This window comes from Cysteiniphilum marinum (assembly GCF_014857925.1).
Lineage (GTDB): Bacteria > Pseudomonadota > Gammaproteobacteria > Francisellales > Francisellaceae > Caedibacter > Caedibacter marinus.
On the sequence record NZ_JACYVZ010000032.1, the window covers coordinates 1 to 19070 of the forward strand.

Annotated in this window: 14 protein-coding genes and 3 pseudogenes; 5 read left to right on the forward strand and 12 right to left on the reverse strand. The window is 36.5% G+C overall.

The window, feature by feature from the left end; all coding sequences use genetic code 11:
- A pseudogene (locus IE867_RS15005) lies at nucleotides 1–129 on the reverse strand (IS3 family transposase); the annotation flags it as partial.
- Here IE867_RS15005 and IE867_RS11485 point away from each other — a divergent pair.
- A pseudogene (locus IE867_RS11485) lies at nucleotides 122–1096 on the forward strand (IS701 family transposase); the annotation flags it as partial. The pseudogenes IE867_RS15005 and IE867_RS11485 sit on opposite strands and share 8 nt — an antisense overlap.
- Nucleotides 1097–1241: 145 nt before the next feature.
- Here the strand turns inward: IE867_RS11485 and IE867_RS11490 are convergent.
- Both IE867_RS11490 and IE867_RS11495 read right to left on the reverse strand, forming a co-directional pair.
- On the reverse strand, nucleotides 1242–3230 hold the full coding sequence (locus IE867_RS11490) for a BCCT family transporter (protein WP_192484862.1): 1989 nt from the start codon (nucleotides 3228–3230) through the stop codon (nucleotides 1242–1244).
- A gap of 126 nt (nucleotides 3231–3356) precedes the next feature.
- Nucleotides 3357–3779, reverse strand: a complete 423-nt coding sequence (locus IE867_RS11495; RefSeq protein WP_318779347.1) for an Mpo1 family 2-hydroxy fatty acid dioxygenase — start codon at nucleotides 3777–3779, stop codon at nucleotides 3357–3359.
- 440 nt (nucleotides 3780–4219) lie between these two features.
- Here IE867_RS11495 and IE867_RS11500 point away from each other — a divergent pair, with 440 nt between their 5' ends.
- The gene (locus IE867_RS11500; RefSeq protein ID WP_192484864.1) at nucleotides 4220–5305 is read left to right on the forward strand and encodes a GGDEF domain-containing protein; all 1086 of its coding nucleotides are present in this window, start codon (nucleotides 4220–4222) and stop codon (nucleotides 5303–5305) included.
- A 6-nt stretch (nucleotides 5306–5311) separates the two neighbouring features.
- On the opposite strand, the gene IE867_RS11505 is transcribed toward IE867_RS11500, so the two are convergent.
- From IE867_RS11505 to IE867_RS11530, 6 genes are all read right to left on the reverse strand, one after another.
- A complete protein-coding gene (locus IE867_RS11505; protein ID WP_192484865.1) occupies nucleotides 5312–6121 on the reverse strand; it encodes an ABC transporter ATP-binding protein in 810 nt (269 codons plus the stop codon).
- 98 nt (nucleotides 6122–6219) lie between these two features.
- On the reverse strand, nucleotides 6220–7872 hold the full coding sequence (locus tag IE867_RS11510; RefSeq protein WP_404826263.1) for an ABC transporter permease subunit: 1653 nt from the start codon (nucleotides 7870–7872) through the stop codon (nucleotides 6220–6222).
- 740 nt (nucleotides 7873–8612) lie between these two features.
- On the reverse strand, nucleotides 8613–9206 hold the full coding sequence (locus IE867_RS11515; RefSeq protein WP_192484867.1) for a GNAT family N-acetyltransferase: 594 nt from the start codon (nucleotides 9204–9206) through the stop codon (nucleotides 8613–8615).
- 43 nt (nucleotides 9207–9249) lie between these two features.
- On the reverse strand, nucleotides 9250–10005 hold the full coding sequence (locus IE867_RS11520; protein ID WP_225630042.1) for a DNA/RNA non-specific endonuclease: 756 nt from the start codon (nucleotides 10003–10005) through the stop codon (nucleotides 9250–9252).
- A gap of 156 nt (nucleotides 10006–10161) precedes the next feature.
- Entirely contained in the window at nucleotides 10162–11526 is a 1365-nt protein-coding gene (locus IE867_RS11525) for an RHS repeat domain-containing protein (RefSeq protein ID WP_192484869.1), read from the reverse strand.
- A gap of 33 nt (nucleotides 11527–11559) precedes the next feature.
- Nucleotides 11560–12333: a transposase gene (locus tag IE867_RS11530; RefSeq protein ID WP_192484888.1), complete on the reverse strand. Its 774-nt coding sequence runs from the start codon at nucleotides 12331–12333 to the stop codon at nucleotides 11560–11562.
- A 170-nt stretch (nucleotides 12334–12503) separates the two neighbouring features.
- Between IE867_RS11530 and IE867_RS15015 the strand changes: the two genes are divergently transcribed.
- The 3 genes from IE867_RS15015 to IE867_RS11545 are packed head-to-tail and all read left to right on the forward strand — an operon-like array spanning nucleotide 12504 to nucleotide 15577.
- The gene (locus tag IE867_RS15015) at nucleotides 12504–12764 is read left to right on the forward strand and encodes a PQ-loop domain-containing transporter (protein WP_192484870.1); all 261 of its coding nucleotides are present in this window, start codon (nucleotides 12504–12506) and stop codon (nucleotides 12762–12764) included.
- 7 nt (nucleotides 12765–12771) lie between these two features.
- Nucleotides 12772–14088: a hypothetical protein gene (locus IE867_RS11540; RefSeq protein ID WP_192484871.1), complete on the forward strand. Its 1317-nt coding sequence runs from the start codon at nucleotides 12772–12774 to the stop codon at nucleotides 14086–14088.
- Nucleotides 14081–15577: a PAS domain-containing sensor histidine kinase gene (locus IE867_RS11545; RefSeq protein ID WP_192484872.1), complete on the forward strand. Its 1497-nt coding sequence runs from the start codon at nucleotides 14081–14083 to the stop codon at nucleotides 15575–15577. Before IE867_RS11540 ends, IE867_RS11545 begins: the two co-directional genes overlap by 8 nt.
- Here IE867_RS11545 and IE867_RS14685 read toward each other — a convergent pair whose 3' ends face one another.
- The 3 genes and pseudogenes from IE867_RS14685 to IE867_RS11555 form a co-directional block, all read right to left on the reverse strand.
- Nucleotides 15578–15796 carry a helix-turn-helix domain-containing protein gene (locus tag IE867_RS14685; protein ID WP_318779348.1) on the reverse strand — a complete coding sequence of 73 codons (219 nt, stop codon included), beginning with the start codon at nucleotides 15794–15796 and terminating at the stop codon, nucleotides 15578–15580.
- Nucleotides 15773–15913 (reverse strand): annotated as a pseudogene (locus IE867_RS15095) (recombinase family protein); the annotation flags it as partial. The gene IE867_RS14685 and the pseudogene IE867_RS15095, both read right to left, overlap by 24 nt.
- Before the next feature lie 95 nt (nucleotides 15914–16008).
- Complete coding sequence (locus IE867_RS11555; protein ID WP_192484873.1) at nucleotides 16009–19068, reverse strand: Tn3 family transposase; 3060 nt, start codon at nucleotides 19066–19068, stop codon at nucleotides 16009–16011.
- Nucleotides 19069–19070 lie beyond the last annotated feature (2 nt).

Here is a 19070-nt window from a genome sequence, read left to right on the forward strand (position 1 = left end):
CGTTACCCATTTCTCATTAGGTTTTTTCGCGTTAAAATCCTGTTGTAGCAGATTATCACTAACATGTTTATTATGATCAGAATCCGTTGTCACCTTATATCGTCGTGCCGCTTTAGAAACAAGCCCCTCAAGTCAAACGCATTATGATCACAGTCATAAAGGGAATCGCCCTCATTATGTTCGAGGACAGTGTTGGGTTGTATTAGGTTGTGTGCTTGGTGGATTATCACGACTTATTGGCATACCTGTTTTAGCACGCCTAAGCAAAGTCTCTGGCAATACAAATAAGCTGGACATTGCATGCACATTGATTAGAGCCGTGTCCTCATTTTTCTGTAAACAAGATGTGCTGCTATTGGATTGTTGGTATATGAAAGCAAAAGTCATACTTTATGCGCTTCAACATGATCTGATCGTCATCGGTCAAGCGCGAATTGATACCGCATTATATTTTATGCCAGTGACAGTAACTAAGCGACGTGGACGTCCGCGTAAGTATGGTACTAAAATTGAGAATGGTGACATACAAAGTATGAGAAAGCAGTATATTACGGCGAGACTATATGGTCGCAAACAGCGATTGAGATATTGCGAGATAGAGGCAGTTGCTAGATTTTTAAATGGTCGAATCGTTCGAGCTGTTTGGTGTGAATTTGAATTAACCGATGGTGTTTGGTCAAAACCACGTCTACTGTTATGTAGTCATGCTGAAGTCAGTGGTGTTGATGTCATTTTAGGCTATGCCCGACGCTACTATATTGAGCCTGTCTTTGACGATGTGAAGAACAGATGGGGTTGGAAAAATGCTTGGCAACAAACCAGGCAAGTATTACATCGGTGGACGCATTTGATCTTTGCAGCCTATGCGCTACCAAAATTACTTATTTTGAAGCTTGCTGAGTGGAAGTTTGATCTTAATGTTATTCCTTGGAGGCAGAATCAACCGATGACGGCTGGGTTAGTACGAATATGGCTTTGGCGTATTTTTTCGCAGTTTGAAATTCGGGCTGCATGGTGTGCAAAAGCAAGAAAATTCACTATTCCAATTTCGCATATAAATCGTGGCAGGCATAGAAAAGTAGATAAAGCCGCTTAAAAGCATAGTTGCGTGAGCTAGCAATTAGATCGACTGATTGATAATTTAATGTTTAAAACTCTAAACTTCAGAACAGCAAGCAACATTCTAAATAAACTACAGCAACGCTTCAAAAAGCGTCTAGACTCAAAGTGCGACTAGTCCATCAAACAAGCGCCTTATCCGCATTTGATACATGGATATAATAAAGGTGCTTTTCATATTGCGTTAAGATATCGGCAATTACCTGCTCTTCGGTATAGCCCATAATGTCATATTGCTGACCTCCATGCTCTAAAAACACTTCAGCACGATAATAATGTTCATCCTTCTCATTTATATTGTTCTCATTACCGCCATCATCCTCAGCGTAGCTTGGCAAAGCAAAAGCGCGAATATGTATACTATAAACAAAATCAGTATCATCTGATTTTGGAATCAATAAACGCACTTTATCCTCATCCATTACAATTTGAACTTCTAATTCTTTTCTAATACGTGTCCCAACTTTTTCAATCGCAGGTTGTGCCACTTGCTTCAAGAACGTCAATGCTTGTTCGCGATTAGGTAGCATCAAAAGACCGTCTAAGCGTTGCTGCCAACTTGCATTTGCCGATGTGTACTGTACTGCCGTTGAATGTGTTTGAATACTTGATAGGCGCAAATAGTCCTCGCGCAATGCTTTAACTAGTGCAATGCACATGAAAAACAACACAATTAGAAATGGAAATGCACTGGCAATAGTCGCTGTTTGCAATGCTGCTAACCCTCCTGAATAAAGCAAAGATATTGCCAAAAATCCTTCTAGCAATGACCAAAAGATGCGTTGCCATACAATTGATTTTTTGGCATTTGCCGTAGCAATAATATCAATCACCAGTGAGCCTGAATCCGCTGAAGTCACAAAAAATGTCACCAATAAAATCAAGGCAAGTATTGAGGTCAAGGAAGATAGTGGGAAGTGCTGTAAGAATTCAAACAATGCCACCGGAATATTATGTTGTACCGCCTGCACTAGCGCCATTGATTGGTCATGCAATACCAAATTAATCGCTGAATTACCAAAAACGCTTAGCCAAAGAAAGGTAAAACCGGTTGGAATAAATAACACACCAACCAAGAATTCACGAATAGTACGTCCTTTTGATACTTTGGCGATAAACATCCCAACAAATGGCGACCATGCAATCCACCATCCCCAATAAAACAATGTCCAGCCACTTAACCAGCCCTGCTTATTCTCATAAGCATAAAGATTAAAGGTCTTATTAACTATACTACTTAGATAACTTCCTGTGTTTTGGACAAATGCTTGTAATAAAGAGGTAAAACCTCCCAAAAACAATACAAACAATAGTAAAAGCACAGCCACGATAATGTTAAAGTTACTTAATAGCTTAATGCCTTTTTCTAATCCTAGTGCCACTGACGTCGTTGCAATAAGTGTGATGATAATAATCAAAATGGTCTGCACAGGAACATTGACGGGGACATTAAATAAAAAATGCAACCCTGCATTAACCTGTGTCGCCCCCAACCCCAAAGAGGTTGCAATACCAAACATCGTACCTAAAATTGCAAACACATCAACAACATGCCCTATCACGCCATAAATTCTCTTACCAATAAGTGGGTAGAGTACCGAACGTGGCAGTAATGGTAGCTTATGCCGATATGAAAAATATGCCAAAGCCAAGCCAACAATTGCATACACAGACCATGCCTGCAGCCCCCAATGAAAGAAGGTCACATTCATCGCATCCTTTGCTGCAAGAATACTATTGCTTGTACTAACATCTGGTGGTGATAGGTAATGTTGTAATGGTTCAGCAACACTAAAGAACATCAAGCCAATTCCCATCCCAGCTGCAAACAACATCGCAAACCAAGAAATATTGCTATGCTCAGGCAAGCTGTGATCTGGACCTAGCTTGATATCCCCCAGACGACTAACCATCAAGAAAATACATAAACACACAAAGATTGCCATACCTAAAATATAAAGCCATCCAGTTTGTAATGTTAGCCAACTTTGGATACTTGCAAAAAATAATTTAGCATGCTCTGGCCATAGCACACCAATCAATGCAAACAACACAATCAAAATTATCGATGGGTAAAATACGGGTGCATAGGCGCCTTTTTGCCTACTCATAAACTCCTCCTCTATTATTAATCCTTTTTTACCCTAACACATTTGATCCAAGCTTTCAAAAAAGTGTCAATATGAGCGTTTACTTGGATTCAGTACGGGGAGTAGTTGTAATGCAACCTCTATTGATCATTTATTTTGATTACATCTGCTTAGAACATGATTTAAAACCCATAAAGGTCCAATCAGCAAGAACTGTAGATCTTTGAAAAAAGAAGGTTTTTTGCCCTCAAGTTTGTGTCCAATAAATTGGAAAATCCAACTAATGATGAAGATAACCAAGCTCACCCAAAAAAGTTGTGGTATTTGATAAAGAATAACAACCATAATCAAGGTAATCGCCAACATATATAGACTAAGCTTTAATGATAATCGCGCATAGAAAATCAGACTAACAACGACTAAAAGCCACATAAGCCAAAGAGAAATACTTAATAAAACACCCATTAAGCTAAACATAATAAGTGGCACAAAAATATAGTGAATCGTCTTATTGGTTTTATTTTGATGACTTTCGGCATATTCATCAAGCCATTGATCAAATGTTTTCACTGTTAGATTCCTACAGATAATCATAAGTATCTATATTTTAACGTAAGTCATACCTTGTAAAAAGCTATATCATATCACGACATTTGATTATAAGGTCATGATGATCAAATTTTATCATAAACATGATAAATCAGAAAAATAACCGCCGCACCAAAGACAAATGGTCCAATAATAATCGTTGGTAACAATAAACTCTTTAGTAACTTCATAGCTTCTCCCTTTTTATTCTTTTTTAAAGTTTTCATCAATCAATAAAGCGTCGCTAGGATAACGTTAATTTGCTATAAAATTAATGCTCGTATTGCACATACAGTATCTTTACGTATTCAAATATTGACTATTAATATGCTGATTTTATAGCCTTTTATCAAATTTCAACTATAGTTACTGCTACCTAAAGCCACAACACAACTATAAAAATTATCAAATGGATATTGGTGATGAGACAAGCAAAAATATGGTTAAACAATAAATTTAATATCAAAAATTCCAGATCATCCTACTGGCACCGTATTCATGTGACTTTAATTAGCTTAATGCTCGTTATTATTGGCAATTCCATATTTGGCATTTTGCATTTTGCAACTGAAAAAGAAATCTATGGTGGTGTATATAGCTACTGTGCGGTACTTTCTTATTGTATACCGCTGATTTTATTAAAATATGGCCATTACTACTCGGCAAAATTCACCCTTGGCGCGCTATTTATTATTAATACCTTTGTTTTTACTTACTTCTTGTATCAACCGGAACTGTTAAATTACCTTTTCTTTATGGCGGTGCCTCCTTTTAGCAATATGATCTTTGAAATCAATCAACATAAAACCAAGTGGCTTTTATCACTAACCTCTGTTGCTTTAATGATCTTTTGTGTGACACACCCTAACTATCACTATTTGATTGAGTTACCATTAAGTGATCAAAAGACAACAAATGTGTTTATTCTTATGACCATCACCATTGTGATTGCCACAACGATATCGGTTATTTTATCTGATGTTGCTTACAGTGAAAAACAATTAGAAGTGATGGCGACAACCGATCAGCTGACCGGTCTAATTAATCGCAGTGCTTTCCATGATAACATCAAAGATTTTAAGCAGCTTACTCCTGATGGAACACCTTATAGTGTGATGTTTATCGATATTGATAAGTTTAAAAAAATCAATGATCAACACGGGCATACTATGGGTGACAAAATCATCCAGAATATAGCAAGCATTTTAAAGCAACACACACGAAAGGATGATATTGTGTCACGCTTTGGTGGTGATGAGTATGTGATTCTTTCACCAAATACTACGATGCCACAAGCGCAAGAAATCGGTCAAAGGCTTAATGCAAAAGTGCGTCAAGACATCCCAAAAGTCGGCCTAATTCAAGTCACGATAAGTATTGGTGTTGCCAGCAACCTGTATCACGCATTGGAATCTAATAACTTTGAAACCACCTTAAATAAAGCCGATGAAGCCCTTTATCAGGTGAAAGCAGCAGGACGCAACGGTGTTGTTTGTTTGCAGGTGTAAACTATATTACGGCTGAATTGTTAACACCTTATCTTCCTTTTTGCCCAGATTTACACTATGCAACTTTTGCTCTAAAAGATCGATATGCTTTAGTACCTCTGGTGAGCGCTTATCTCTTAAGCGTGGTATGTTTAACGTATGTTCATAAGCAATTTTACCCGGATGATTATCAAAGATAATAACGCGATCTGCCATCATCACAGCTTCTTCTACACTGTGAGTGACTAGCACCATTGACTTCGTTGGAATTTGCTTATTAAGCCATAGATTTAATATATCGCGACGCAAGGTATTTGCCGTGGTAATATCAAGCGATGAAAACGGCTCATCTAAGAATAAAATCTCAGGCTCAACCATAAGCGCTCGCGCGAAACCAACACGTTGTTTCATGCCACCTGATAGCTCATTAACATACGCTTTTTCAAAACCTTGCAATGAGATTTTTTGAATAAGCTCATGCGCTTTTGGCTCGCTGATTTTACGCGAGACACTCAATGCATCACTACCAAATAGAATATTGTCAACCACATTCAACCATGGCAGTAATGCAAAGTTTTGAAACACCATACTCATATTATCAAGCGGTTTGTTCACAGGCTTGTCTTTGTAAAGCACAGAACCATAACTTGGATGCAAAAGTCCTGCAGCAATGCGTAAGAAGCTTGATTTACCGGCACCTGATTTACCTAAGATGGCAACAATTTCATTTTCATGTAATGTGAAGTTAATCCGATCCAACACTTTCAGTGAATGCTTTTTGTCTTTTTCAAAATAAAGTTCGATATTTTGGCATTCGATAAGTACATTGTTTTTCATTTTCAAATCCTCTTTTCATGCTTCTTCGCCAAGATCATCACCCGTTCTGTCATTTGCGTTTTGATGATAAGGTTGGCAAAGAAACGATGATCAACCTATTAAATTTTATATTTTGTTTCCGCAAGCTTATACAAAGGCTTCCAGATAAATATCACACACAGTGCGACAAGCACACACATCGCACTAACTGCTAATGCTGCTTCAGCTACTTGATTGTTACTGGTGGTTTGCGATACAAGTTCACCAATGCCACTGATTAAAATCGTTTTACCACCCCAAGTAATCAGCTCAGCAGCAATTGCTGAGTTCCACGCGCCACCTGCAGCACTGATAATCCCACAAACGATGTAGGGAAAAACCGCAGGGATTGCAAACTTAAACCACCATTTAGCACCCTTTAAATGGAAACTGCGTGACATCTCAATTAAATCCGATGGCAAAGCTGAGGCGCCAGCAATCACATTAAACAACACATACCAAGAAGTTCCTGTCATAATGAGTGGAATTGCCCAGATGCTTAAACTACCGCCACCGAACATCAGTAAAATCGCCACGATTGGGAAGAAAATCGGTTGCGGAATAGCTGCCATTACCTGAATAATTGGCTGCAACATTTTGGTACGCTTCGGTGAAATCCCAATCCAGATACCAAGAGGTGTACAAATTACGATACTTAACCCCATAGCAATTGCGACACGATATGTCGTCTCCCACATCAGTGGTAACAGATAGGTCATATCGCCATTAGGGAAAAACTTCCATAATGAAACACCTGCCCAAATAGCTAAGGTAACAATACATAGATACCAAATCGCTGTTGATAAGTGCCGAATTGCTGGCGTGAGTGACAATTGTGGCATCGATAGTTTTTTGGCAATAACTGTTGGTAAATTAATAAAGTAAAAACTCACTGTTTTAATGCCTTTAGCAATAGCGTTAAAGCACGCTGATTTAGTACACAGATCATGCATCCATGAGCTATGCGCACCACCGACATTTATCTGTTCATATTTAAATTTCTTTGACCACTTAACCAATGGGCGAAATACCAACTGATCAAAAGCAACAATCGTCAAAATAATTGCAATAAGGGCATATACGATTGCTAACGTATTAGCATGATCCAGCGCGGTACTTATATACGCACCAACACCTGGTAGCATGACATCTTTATCACCCACAGGTATCGCCTCAGTTGCAACAAGCGCAAACCATGCAGCAGATTGCGAGACCATCACATTCCACAAAAGCCCAGGTACTGAATAAGGCATTTCAATCTTCCAAAAACGCTGCCAGGCATTTAACTTATAAACATGTGATGCATCAATTACTTCCTCTGGCACAATGCGAATCGTCTGATAAACAATTAATGCCATATTCCATGCTTGTGATGTAAACACGCCAAAAATCGCAGCCGCTTCAAGTCCCATTACTGAACGCGGAAATAAAAACAAAAAGAATGCCGTAGTAAACGTTAAGAAACCCAGTAAAGGTACTGATTCCATAAAGTTGATAATCGGTAGCAAAATGCGTGCAACATGCTTGTTCTTAGCACAGGCATAACCTGCAATTAAGGCAAAAGCAAACGACCATACCATCCCAATGAGTAAGCGCATCACCGTACGCAATGTATAATATGGTAAGTGACTTGGATCTAGTGATATTGCCGCCACAGATGACTCATTGATAAAGCTTTGATGCATGCCAATCCACGCGTAATACATCAGCCCAATGGCTGCAATAACCAGCATGATAAAAACAATATCATGCAGGGAATAATTTCTTTTTCTGTCGTTATTTTTTAATGTTATTGTATTCATAAATTATATTTCTTTTATTTTTAATATTTCAAAAACAAAGTTAAAACAGCACTGAAAAAACCAATAAAGGCATAAACAATGCTGTTATTATTGCTAAATATTTCAATAATAACGCAATATGCCACAGAATAAATACATTACACATCTATGTATAATATATTATCCGAGTGACTGAGCTATCCTGGTATTACAGCATTGGAGTTACAACTATTTGATGAATACTTTCTATTTGGCATTTATTAAAACTTACGAAAAATAAACTGAGTTATAATTACCCATCACCCGTACAGCTTACGCTATAAGACCTCTCCCACAAGGGGCGAGGTAACAAATGGCATAGCTCATTTTGCGATAGGCGTCAGAAACTATAAACGCAGTTAATCAAATATAAAAGTATTAATGAAACAGCTATAGAAATAATCTATTTATCTCCAACTGCAAAAGATCAACAACTGGGTGGTTGAAGTGAGTGAAAAGTTATCATGTTTAGCTCCTTAATGTCATGTTGGGGAGGGTCACATGTGCCCACATATCGGGGTACACTATTTGGTTCTGTCGCGCATTATTTACTTAAGCAGAATAAAGGTCAAGTATTTTTTTAATTTTTATAATAATTGTTCAAAAATAATACATTTTCAGTCACAAAAAGGTGTATTAATCAGTGATAATCATTATTTTCGCTGTTTTGCCATTAACTTATAGCTCAAATGCGCTTTGATGGTTCTCCATTCCGAATCAATAATACTATAAACACAGGTATCACGCAGTGTACCGTTATGCATCCTACGATGATTACGCAAAATACCATCTAGTTTGGCACCGATAGACTCTATAGCACGTCGCGATGCAACATTTAGATGATGCGTCCTAAACTCAACAGCAACACACTTAAAAACCTCAAACGCATGCTCCAAAAGAAGTAGCTTACATGCGACATTAACCGCAGTACCTTGCACAGATTTGGCATACCATGTACTACCAATTTCTAAGCGATTTTGCTCGTTATCGATGTTCATATAACTGGTCACACCCAGAATTTTGCCACTTTGCCGACAAATGACCGTATAGGGCAGCATACTGCCTTGCTGATATAGGTTTAATCTGCGCTCAATATCTTTCTTCATATCTTGAGGTGTGGGTACGATTGTAAACCACAGCTCCCATAAATTGCCATCTTGAGTCGCCTGCTCTAAACCATCTAAATGCGAAAGAGATAATGGTTCCAAACGCACTAAATCATTCTCTAATATCGTGATCTCTCTCATTTTTTTACTCACTTTATATTGTTGTAAATATAACTCACTGGAGTTACGCCCTATAGCTCGTGCGCCACATTGGTGAGGATTTATCTGTTAAAGCAGCCACTTGAGCCTTAGGCAAGGTATTAAAAAATATCAAACCAGTACGCTGTTCGACATCTTTGATCGATACACGATATTTTGCAACATCTTTTTTATCCACGCGGGCATTAGGCATAATAAAGGCAATTGCCTTATCCTGCTTTGGCGCGTAGACTACTTTGAAGAAATACTCTGGCACCCAGATTTTATTCTTACCTATTGTTTTATGTGTTTTACTGTTCTTAAATACTGGGCCTGTGTAGACATAGACTTCCTTGTACATTTGCGCCCAAAAACGCACATCAGATTCAAGCTTTGCCCAACCTTGACGATTAAGCCCACCTTTTTGTGGTGACATATTCGATAAATAAAATGACTGTTTAGCACTTGTTTTATTAAAATCCATTGCCGCATAGGGTGCTAAATGCCCACGATCATAACCACTTCTTTTATAATCTGATAACTCAGCGCGATACTTGGCTGGTACTTCCGGATCAGGTTTAAATTCATCATGACGTTTTAGTTTACTTGAAACAGACTGAGCTGTTAAACGATAGGCAACCCAGCTAGGCTGCTTAGTTTCATAGTTATAAGCAGAGATATAACCCTCACGACAAAGATATAAATTCACTTTACCACCGGGGTTGCCATATTTTAGAAAATCATTGCAATAATTTGCTACTAATGGAATGGTTTTAGTAGCACTTCCGCTTGCCGCTGGCATATGAGCACTTGCGGCAAATGAGCTTGTCACTGATGAAGCAACGAATAAAATCGCTGCAGTATATTTAATAAACTTGTTTAACATACTTTATCTTTATTGTGTGCGGGAGCATAAGCGTACCGCGAAATGAGGCGGAGGTTAAGTTTTTTAATCAACTCAATGGTTATTTATCACATTATATTGGTTTGAGTTATTGGTGTTTATGCTATACAACAGTAATATATCTGAATAAGTAATATACCTCTGCACACTGCTCTTATCTGATTTATTTTTGTATAGTTTATTTACTATATCATTCTCCCATCTTTCCAATCGAACTGGATAAATGTTTGCTTTGGGAGGCCCATTTTTTTTGAAGTCTTGAAATATGCTGATATAATCATTATCGAACTGATGACGAATATCAAGTATTGGATTTATAAAGTAATTCAAACCATTACGACGAGAAGCTACATTTTTACCTAAACTTTTGAGGGCAAGTATATCGGGGTTTATCTGTCTTTTACTAGATATTGCACCCTTAACATTTTTATTGGACTCATCCATAAGTCGATTCAATCGATACGCATAATATGTTGCGATGGCATCTCGCATTGTAATCACCATATTGGGCATACTCATGCCAACTGCATTTGCCCAAGCTGCAGAGTTACCACCATGTTGAATTAATGGCACCATTGCTGTTATTGGGTTAAACAGCTCTCCGAAACTACTAAGATCTCCAGTTAGCAATTGATAATAACTATCCACCGAGCAGCCATAGTGACAGCAAAAGCCTATTGTTGCACCAGAGAGCAATCCATCACCCAAGCCTTGGAAAAAGCTTCCTACAACACTGCTGTGCCCACTAGGATCAATATGGTTAACAGGATCGCTATTAGCAAAGGCATAGCGATTTAATAAATTATAACTATCGCGCTGCATAAAGCGCATAAGCTTTGGATTATAAAAGCGTGCGCGCAAATAGATTAAGCCAATATCATGATCTTGATACTCACCATCATAGGTCAATGGGTTATATGCTATTAAATTAGCATTTATACCAGACACTTTAGGGCTATTATCAGCATATCTAGCACTGCTGCCATAAGCGTTATAGTTATAGCTATTTTCAATATCTGCATTATCTGCTAACAGCAAGCTGGTGCTGTTATTATTTGCCAACATACGATACTGATGATTCTCTGACTCTGCCTCTAAATAACGTACATCATGCTTAAGGTAACTGCTCTTTACCTGATTACTCAGCTCATTTATTAATTGCCCATCCTTATAAATCAAACCAACCGTATGACCATCAATATTCCGAGCATCTCTAAATCCAGCTGCATTGTAATGATTATTATCATTGAGCTTATGGTTGAAATTTTGCACACCCACTAGCTTATTGTTCGCGCTATAAATATATAAATTCCCAATATTATCTTCAGTCATATTGCCATTGGCATCATAGTGATACTGTGCGGCAACGCCATTAGTAATAGATAAAACAACACTTAATAAGTAAATTACCCCTTTCATACTTTCCCCATAATACTGAAAACTCCCCATTTTTTAAATTTCTCCTCGCCCAATAAAATTCAATATGGCTTTTAAGTCTGCTTGGCTTATCTGATGCTCTTCAATAAACTGATCTACGCGTAGTTTTGCAAGATATGTTTTCATGCCTTCCAAGATGTAATGCCTTGTTACGTCACCTGATTTAGAGCCGCCAAGCTGTGCAATCAATACAACAAAGTCATCATAAACTTCACCTTGACCAATCTCATATAAATAAGATGCGACAAAGAAACCAATAGCAGTAATGGCTTTAATCCCTTCAAAGTCTTTCAGCCTAAACTCTTCCCAGCCTAGCTCACCTTTGATAAATTTAAACACACCCTCAATACGAGAGCGCTTTAAATAGCAATCATATACGTTGTACATGTCATATTGATTCATAAGCTCCTTATTTGTGATTAAAAGCATCGGTTCGTCAAAAGCTTCTTTGCCCTTGCGATCAAGCAGCGTCATTAAAACAACATGATACTGCCCAATCTTCTGCCATTTCGCCTGAATAACGCAATCCTGAAAACAGCGTCCACTGATATACAGCTTTTGAATACAGAAAGTATATGAATGTTCAAAGGCGTGATTTATCAATTTCCCTTTTTGCTCCTTATCACCGCTTAAGCCTGAAACCGTCCTGTTTTTCTTCAATCGTATGACAAACTCATCTTTCAGTTCTTGTATAAAATCAAAGTACTCGCCATCATCAAACTCACGATCTAATACGGGTTTCCTGCAGAGCCCTCCATTTTTCCCTGTTTTGTAATTTTCACCTATTATTCAAAGTGGATTGCTAGATTATCATTCAACTAAATATGATATTGAAGGAACTAAAGTCTAATTCAAATATTAGAGTTTAGTTACTTTCAGATACAATTGTGTGCTATATAAAATATTATACATCCCTTAAAGTTAGTGGAAATGTTTCTTGTGATTAGGATCTATGATTAATGTACAGCTCAATTATTCAAACACTTTTTGGTTTTGCCTTGTTTTTCAATGCGGTGTTGTTTTTGCCTCAAGCTATTAGGATATATCGCAGCAAGTCATCTCAGGCATTATCTTTAAGTACTTTTGTTGGCTTTATAGCAATTCAATTTTCGTGCGTTTTATACGGTTTACTGATAGAAGATTGGATTTTAGTAATCGGCTACGCATTGAGCATATTAACCTGTGGGTCAGTTGTTTCTGGAATAATACTATACAGGTAATGTCAGTATGAATTTTTATTCTTTAGCTTCGGTAAATCAAACTAACATCCATACATCAGAAGATACTATAGTGAATCAGGAAAATTCTCCATTAGGCAATGAATGCGTTCGTGTATCTTACAGCTCTGTAGAAATACTTCCTCAAGACCCAGAAATGATTATGAAAGATGCTTCGTTACAATCTAATGTTGTAAAAATACTTTCTTTTTTCAGCTTGCTATTGTCCGATGCTCTCTATAATTTTTATATTGTATCAAAATACTATAAGTTTGATCCTCATGTTGGTGACACCGCATGCCAAATTAGAGCCTATCAGTTGATAAATATGATATCTAAACAAATAAATTATTCCCCTACTCATCGTATTGATCAATTACTTAACATATCTAGTCGAATAAATAATTTTAATTGTCAAAATAAAGAGTTATTAAAAAAGCCTACTCTTGAAGAGTTTATTGTTAATGAAGCTGAGTTGATGTTTCATATCAGCAGCGATGAATGGCTTCTCTTAAGAATGTATTTTCTTACCTTATTTAAAGAGTCGGGGGAAGGTAATACAACCTATATAAACTATGATACAATCTCTCAGAGGATTGGTGTATCAAGGAAATTAGCAAAAAAAATAGTTCGTTATTACCAGATAAATCTTGCTCAAAGTTCATGTGAAGTAATGTTAAAGTTAGCGAAGCAGAGGAAATCTGTTCATTTTAACACTATTCTAAATCAAACGTTAAGGAAAGATGATGATGCAAGACCTGTTTTACCATGTTATTTCTATAGCAAATTAATTTTTGAAGAACTACAAATAATAAAGAGTGACATTTTAGTTGAGATTTCATTTGATACTGATCACAGAAATAATATTCATCCAATTTATTTAAAATTTAGTGGTGATGGAAAAGCTAATATAGTTAATCCATCGGATGATATATTTGATAGCAAAATTTATTTTGTTATAACAGGCGTTGCTAATGCCAAAGATCAAGCATTTGATTGTGAAAAGTATATACAAAAATTCAATCAGTACGGGTTGTATAATATTTTTTTGGCATGCATGGCTGCCCACCCACAGTATACTGGTAGCACACTAAGTTTGTATAAAGATAACCCATTTCTAAATATTGAGAACAAGTTAAAAGACCTTTATATAATGAGTCATGAGTTAGCTCGCATGAGAAGTATCTCAGAAGAGTATGGTTGCAACTTAGATAATCAATCTCTTTTTCTTGTGAAACACATATATTGCGACACATCGAGTAATTTTTTTGCGTCAAAAAGAAGATCTAGGTTAAATGAAAATAATGGAGTTGAGTCATATGGATGATAATTTAGATTTCTTTGACCAAGAGATTACAGTTAAGTTATTCGCGGAAAACTTGCCGTGTCCAACTTACTGGAAAAACGCTGACAGTGTATTTATAGGCTGTAATAGTAAGTACCTAGAATTATTTGGTTTAAAAAGCGTTTATGGCAAAACTGATTATGATATGCCGTGGTGCAGTCATGCTGAAGAAGAGGTACGTCAAGATCGTATTGTTTTAAACTCCTGTCAAGCAAGTCGTTTTGACAGCGATAATTATATATGCCTGAAATCGCCCATATTAATTTCTGATGATAAAATAGTTGGTGTTATGGGGATTTTACTTGATCAGTCTGAACAAAATGATCGTGCTAGCTTTTTAGATCAGATTATTGCGTCACTACCTGGTCATGTTTATTGGAAAAATAGAGAATGTATATTGCTTGGTTGCAATGATGAGCAAGCAAAAGATGCGGGGTTAACTTCGCGTGATGAAGTTGTGGGTAAAACAGCATATGATTTAATATGGCAAGAACAGCAACAGGATGAAAAAGTAAGGCAAGCGTCATATACTGATAGCATTGATAGAGAAGTTATGCTTGAGAATAAAACAAGAATCATGGAAGAATTTGTATTAACTGCTAATGGTGAAAAATACTATCTATCAAAAAAATCACCACTTCGTAATCGAGAAGGAAAAGTTGTTGGCTTATCAGGCATATCTGTTGAAATTACAGAGTTAAAGGCGGCACAAGAAAAATTAAAAGAACAATATAAAGACCTTAAAGAAAAAGATTACTCAAAAGTACAATTTATTGAAAATTTTAGCCATGATATCAACTTACCTCTCAATGCCATGATAACCAATCTTTATTTACTTGGAGTATTGATATCTCAGTTGTCACCAAATCAAGAATTGTTAGAACTTAAAGACAAAATCCAAGAACAATCTTCTGTATTAACGGATTTATTTAAACAAATGAATCAAGTTTTTTTAAGTGAAAGATTAAGCAAAAGTGAATTTTTAACAGATTTTAATATCATAGACTTAATTACAAGTGAAATCAGAATAGCAAAGTCATCTGTACCAAAAAAGAAAAACTTAATTATCTCCTATAGAGTTGACAAAAGTTTGCCGAAACGTCTAAGTGGAGACTTCTTGAGAATATCCCAAGTTTTAAGAAATATTTTATCTAATGCGATTAAGTATACTGAAGAAGGAAATATAGTTTGTGACGTTAAGTTAGTCAATGATTCAAAGGATTTTGTAATAGCAAGATTTATGGTCACAGATACAGGAATGGGTATAGCTGATAGTGATAGAGCTAAAATATTTAATGCCTTTGAAAGGCTCGAAAGATCGCATCAAAGCAATATTCATGGATTAGGAATGGGCTTACATATTGTAAAAAAACACTTAGATGTATTAGGTGGTAAAATTGATTTTGAAAGCGTTCTCAATCATGGTAGTAAATTTTGGGTTGATATCCCCTTAAGGAAAATTTTGAGTTGATTAGATGTTTTTGCCATCAGTAGTTTGTGTTCTAAATTTTAAATACTTATATAAGGTTGTTCGAGAGATATCAAGCTGATTGGCAATTTCTTCAGTTGTCAGTTCTTTTTGATTGTAAAGCGCTTCAGCAATGCGAGCTTTTTTCTTGGCTTCTTCAGACAAACCTTTGGGACGACCACCCATTTTACCTCTTGATCTAGCTGATTTTAAACCTGCCATTGTTCTCTCACGAATTAGGTCTTTTTCAAACTCTGCAAGTGAAGCAAAAATATTGAACATAAACTTACCTTGAATGGTAGTAGTGTCAATAGGGTCATTGAGACTTAATATCGCTACCTCTTTTGCAAGTAGGGGTTAATTCCATATAGCACTGGTTTTTCCCAGATATGATGCTTAGCCCTTATTCCATATAGGTTGTAGCCATCTGTATTTCAGTCAAATTTAGCAAGCACACTTTCTACAATCCCTTTAATATCAAGGTTTTGAGCGTTTTCACAAAAAACAAAATTTCCAAGCAGACTAATATGTTGCCAAGCTACAGGTGAAAGTCGCTTAATTTGCTTGCATAGTTTCTCATCACCTCTTGCCTCAGCCTGTGTTAGTAGTTCTGATAGCAATGAAGCATTGTAATAAATAATACAGCAAGCTAATACTCGATTGCATTGATTGCTGATTTCAAGCGCATTTTCAGATTTACCAAGGATTTTTTTGCCATTGACTTGAAATAACGCAGATCGTATTTGATGAAATGCTTCACCACGATTTAATGCTCGATGGACATTTCTTCTGAGCTGAATATCATCGATATATTTGAGCATGTAAATGCTCATAATGATTTTATCAAATTCAATGAGTGCTTTAAGTGTTCTGTTTTTTCGAGAGTATGATGATAATTTTTTTATAATTGTACTTTGTGACACATCTTTGCGCGCAATAGATGCCAAAATACGTTGGATTTCATCCCATTCACTCGTGATTAGCTCTTCATCAATAATGCTAGATGGCTTAATGATGTCATTTTTAAAGCTTTTCATACCTTTGAAGGCAACCAATGATTGTTCTGCTTTTAAGTGCATCTGTGTAATTCTCGGCATAAAGTCATAACCAAACAAATACAATAGCGCAAAATTAACTCGATTTATTGAATGCATGTCACCTGAGACGGCTTTGATTTTTAAATCGCTATTGTTATTGTAGATGATATCTAAAACATAATGGCTCTCATGTTCATTGGCGCCAATGATCTTGGTGCTTACAGGTAGATGATTCGCAATTAAACTATAAGAAACAACGCCTTTACCATAACCAAAATACTTTGTGGAATACCGAGATAACACGGTTTGATATTTGGTCTCGAGCTTTTGCCCATCTAGACTCGCATGAATACCATAATCAGAGAGATTGTAGTATTTAAATATGGGTAAATCGGAAATGGCATCTATGATAATATCACCTGCTTCAACCAAGGAATCCACTCGGATAAATTTACCCTCCATATCAATGAGGTTTTGATAACTGACATCAGATGACTCTGCTGTTTTCTTGTGTCCTATGGCTTCACCTTGTGATACCAGATAAGCTTTAATATGCTCAGGCTTAGCCTTTGATTTGGCACCCTTGCTCACAAGATGGGTTAAACTATCATAGAAGTTTGTCTTGTTAGCAGTGAAGTCAATGACGTCAGCAATACCAATGGTTTTGAATTTCTCATAGTACGGATTATCAGCTGCATCAGCTTCTTTTTTGTAGGGCAATTTCCAGGTAATAATATTGTCTTTGTCTACGTTGATTTTAATATGCTTGTTTGCACCAGACTTAATGCGTTGATTAACACCTTTATACAATTCATCGAGTGTATCTTTTAACTCAATGAGTATTTCATTTATTGGCTTAGTATTTATACAATCGGCTAGCGATTTTAAGATCGTCTTTTTGTCTTTTCCCCATATATGATTAGCAATTAGTTCAGCCTCCAAACTGCGATAACCAACACTATCTGAAATAAAAATATTACCAGCAGATATTGCTGTTGATAAAGCCTGATAGAGTGCCATTTCATAGCGTTTAATATCAATGTAGCTCAAATTTTTCGTTCTTTTAGATTTGGATGAGATTTTGACTGCCTTTTTATAAAAAATGTACTTGCGTTTTGATTTGGGAATAAATTGAATTGGCACACCTTTAGCAACTGGGTCTTTTGTCTTATCTGATGATTGCCAATATGCTTTGGCATATTCTAGACCGTCCTTTAATGCGGTCTCATTATTGAAATCAATACATAAACTCAATGCGATATTGCGTAAGTTACGCTTTATGGCGGGGTTCTCACGAGCGTAATAGCGCCATACATATCCTTCTTCATCAAGGTCTGGTTTAGCAAGTTTATCAGTGAAGTCGGTAAATTTGTCTTCGCTAACAATTTCATAGCAGTTCGGTCTAATCTCCTCAGGTGCGACTTTGTCATCATGAACAATTTTAAGCATTTTGCTTGCAATTATCTTATCTCTACTAGCTTTTAGCTTAGCCTCATAAACACAGTTTCTTGCTTCTGTTGACGCTTCAGTTTCATACCAGTTGGTTTTATAAATAAAATAGTCTATCAGGTGATCATTGATCTTGGTGAACCTTTGCCAAATCAAGCAAAGCATTAATAATCTAGCCTTTTTCTTGCTAAATGCACGTACGCGATATGAGTCATAGTAATCACACAACTCAGAGTAATATTGTAAATTTTGTCTTGATATCCCTAACTCAGGAATCATATGCTTTGACTTTTCAAACACTGTCAAAATACTGCTCTGCTTAGATAATTCTTTTTCCATTTCAGTGGTGGTTAGACCGTTGGGATCTTTTTTAAGCAAAGCAAGATCAGAAATCGTTTTTTCATTTGCAATAAGTCCATCAAGAGTTAATCGAGATGATTTATCTAAAAGATTCTCCAACTTTGTAAGCAGCCTATTTTCTTCTCGTGTAATGGCTTTTGATACCATTGATTGCAGTGTTGAATACTTTGGACGCACTACCTGATATTGCTCGCAGTAGTGTAATAATTCATCAAATATAAAGCGTGGCGTTAAATCTCGCTTTGACAAACGATTTGCTTGTCGTACTAACTCAATTTCAAATTGAGCGCTATGCCGAGAGTACCCATGCATTTCCATAATAAAGTGCTGTGCAGCGTAATGCTTATTTTTATTGACCGCTTTATTTGGGATGGGGGATTGACAAAAGTATCTGTTTAATATGTATTGCGCATCATCTTTAACCTCATGGAAATCAAAACGATAGAAATTGCGTTTTGCTCTAAAGTAGCCAATCTGCAGGATATAATTAAGTTTGACTCGAAGCTCAGGCTCTTTTGATAAGTATTGCTTATCTTCTGCAGTAATTTCAAATAGCGACTCACGATCCTCATGATCAATTTTGGGTAACTTAAATAGCTCCTCAATTTCGTTTTCATTCAAAATCTTCAAGCTATTATAAATTGCCATTT

What these genes read in the sequence shown, in the direction of transcription:
- IE867_RS11545 (WP_192484872.1), top strand. Translation starts at nt 14,081, where the DNA reads ATGGATGATAATTTAGATTTCTTTGACCAAGAGATTACAGTTAAGTTA.
- IE867_RS11515 (WP_192484867.1), bottom strand. Translation starts at nt 9,206, where the DNA reads ATGAGAGAGATCACGATATTAGAGAATGATTTAGTGCGTTTGGAACCA.
- IE867_RS11510 (WP_404826263.1), bottom strand. Translation starts at nt 7,872, where the DNA reads ATGCTGGTTATTGCAGCCATTGGGCTGATGTATTACGCGTGGATTGGC.
- IE867_RS11505 (WP_192484865.1), bottom strand. Translation starts at nt 6,121, where the DNA reads ATGAAAAACAATGTACTTATCGAATGCCAAAATATCGAACTTTATTTT.
- IE867_RS11520 (WP_225630042.1), bottom strand. Translation starts at nt 10,005, where the DNA reads ATGCCAGCGGCAAGCGGAAGTGCTACTAAAACCATTCCATTAGTAGCA.
- IE867_RS14685 (WP_318779348.1), bottom strand. Translation starts at nt 15,796, where the DNA reads ATGGCAGGTTTAAAATCAGCTAGATCAAGAGGTAAAATGGGTGGTCGT.
- IE867_RS11525 (WP_192484869.1), bottom strand. Translation starts at nt 11,526, where the DNA reads ATGAAAGGGGTAATTTACTTATTAAGTGTTGTTTTATCTATTACTAAT.
- IE867_RS11555 (WP_192484873.1), bottom strand. Translation starts at nt 19,068, where the DNA reads ATGGCAATTTATAATAGCTTGAAGATTTTGAATGAAAACGAAATTGAG.
- IE867_RS11490 (WP_192484862.1), bottom strand. Translation starts at nt 3,230, where the DNA reads ATGAGTAGGCAAAAAGGCGCCTATGCACCCGTATTTTACCCATCGATA.
- IE867_RS15015 (WP_192484870.1), top strand. Translation starts at nt 12,504, where the DNA reads ATGTACAGCTCAATTATTCAAACACTTTTTGGTTTTGCCTTGTTTTTC.
- IE867_RS11500 (WP_192484864.1), top strand. Translation starts at nt 4,220, where the DNA reads ATGAGACAAGCAAAAATATGGTTAAACAATAAATTTAATATCAAAAAT.
- IE867_RS11540 (WP_192484871.1), top strand. Translation starts at nt 12,772, where the DNA reads ATGAATTTTTATTCTTTAGCTTCGGTAAATCAAACTAACATCCATACA.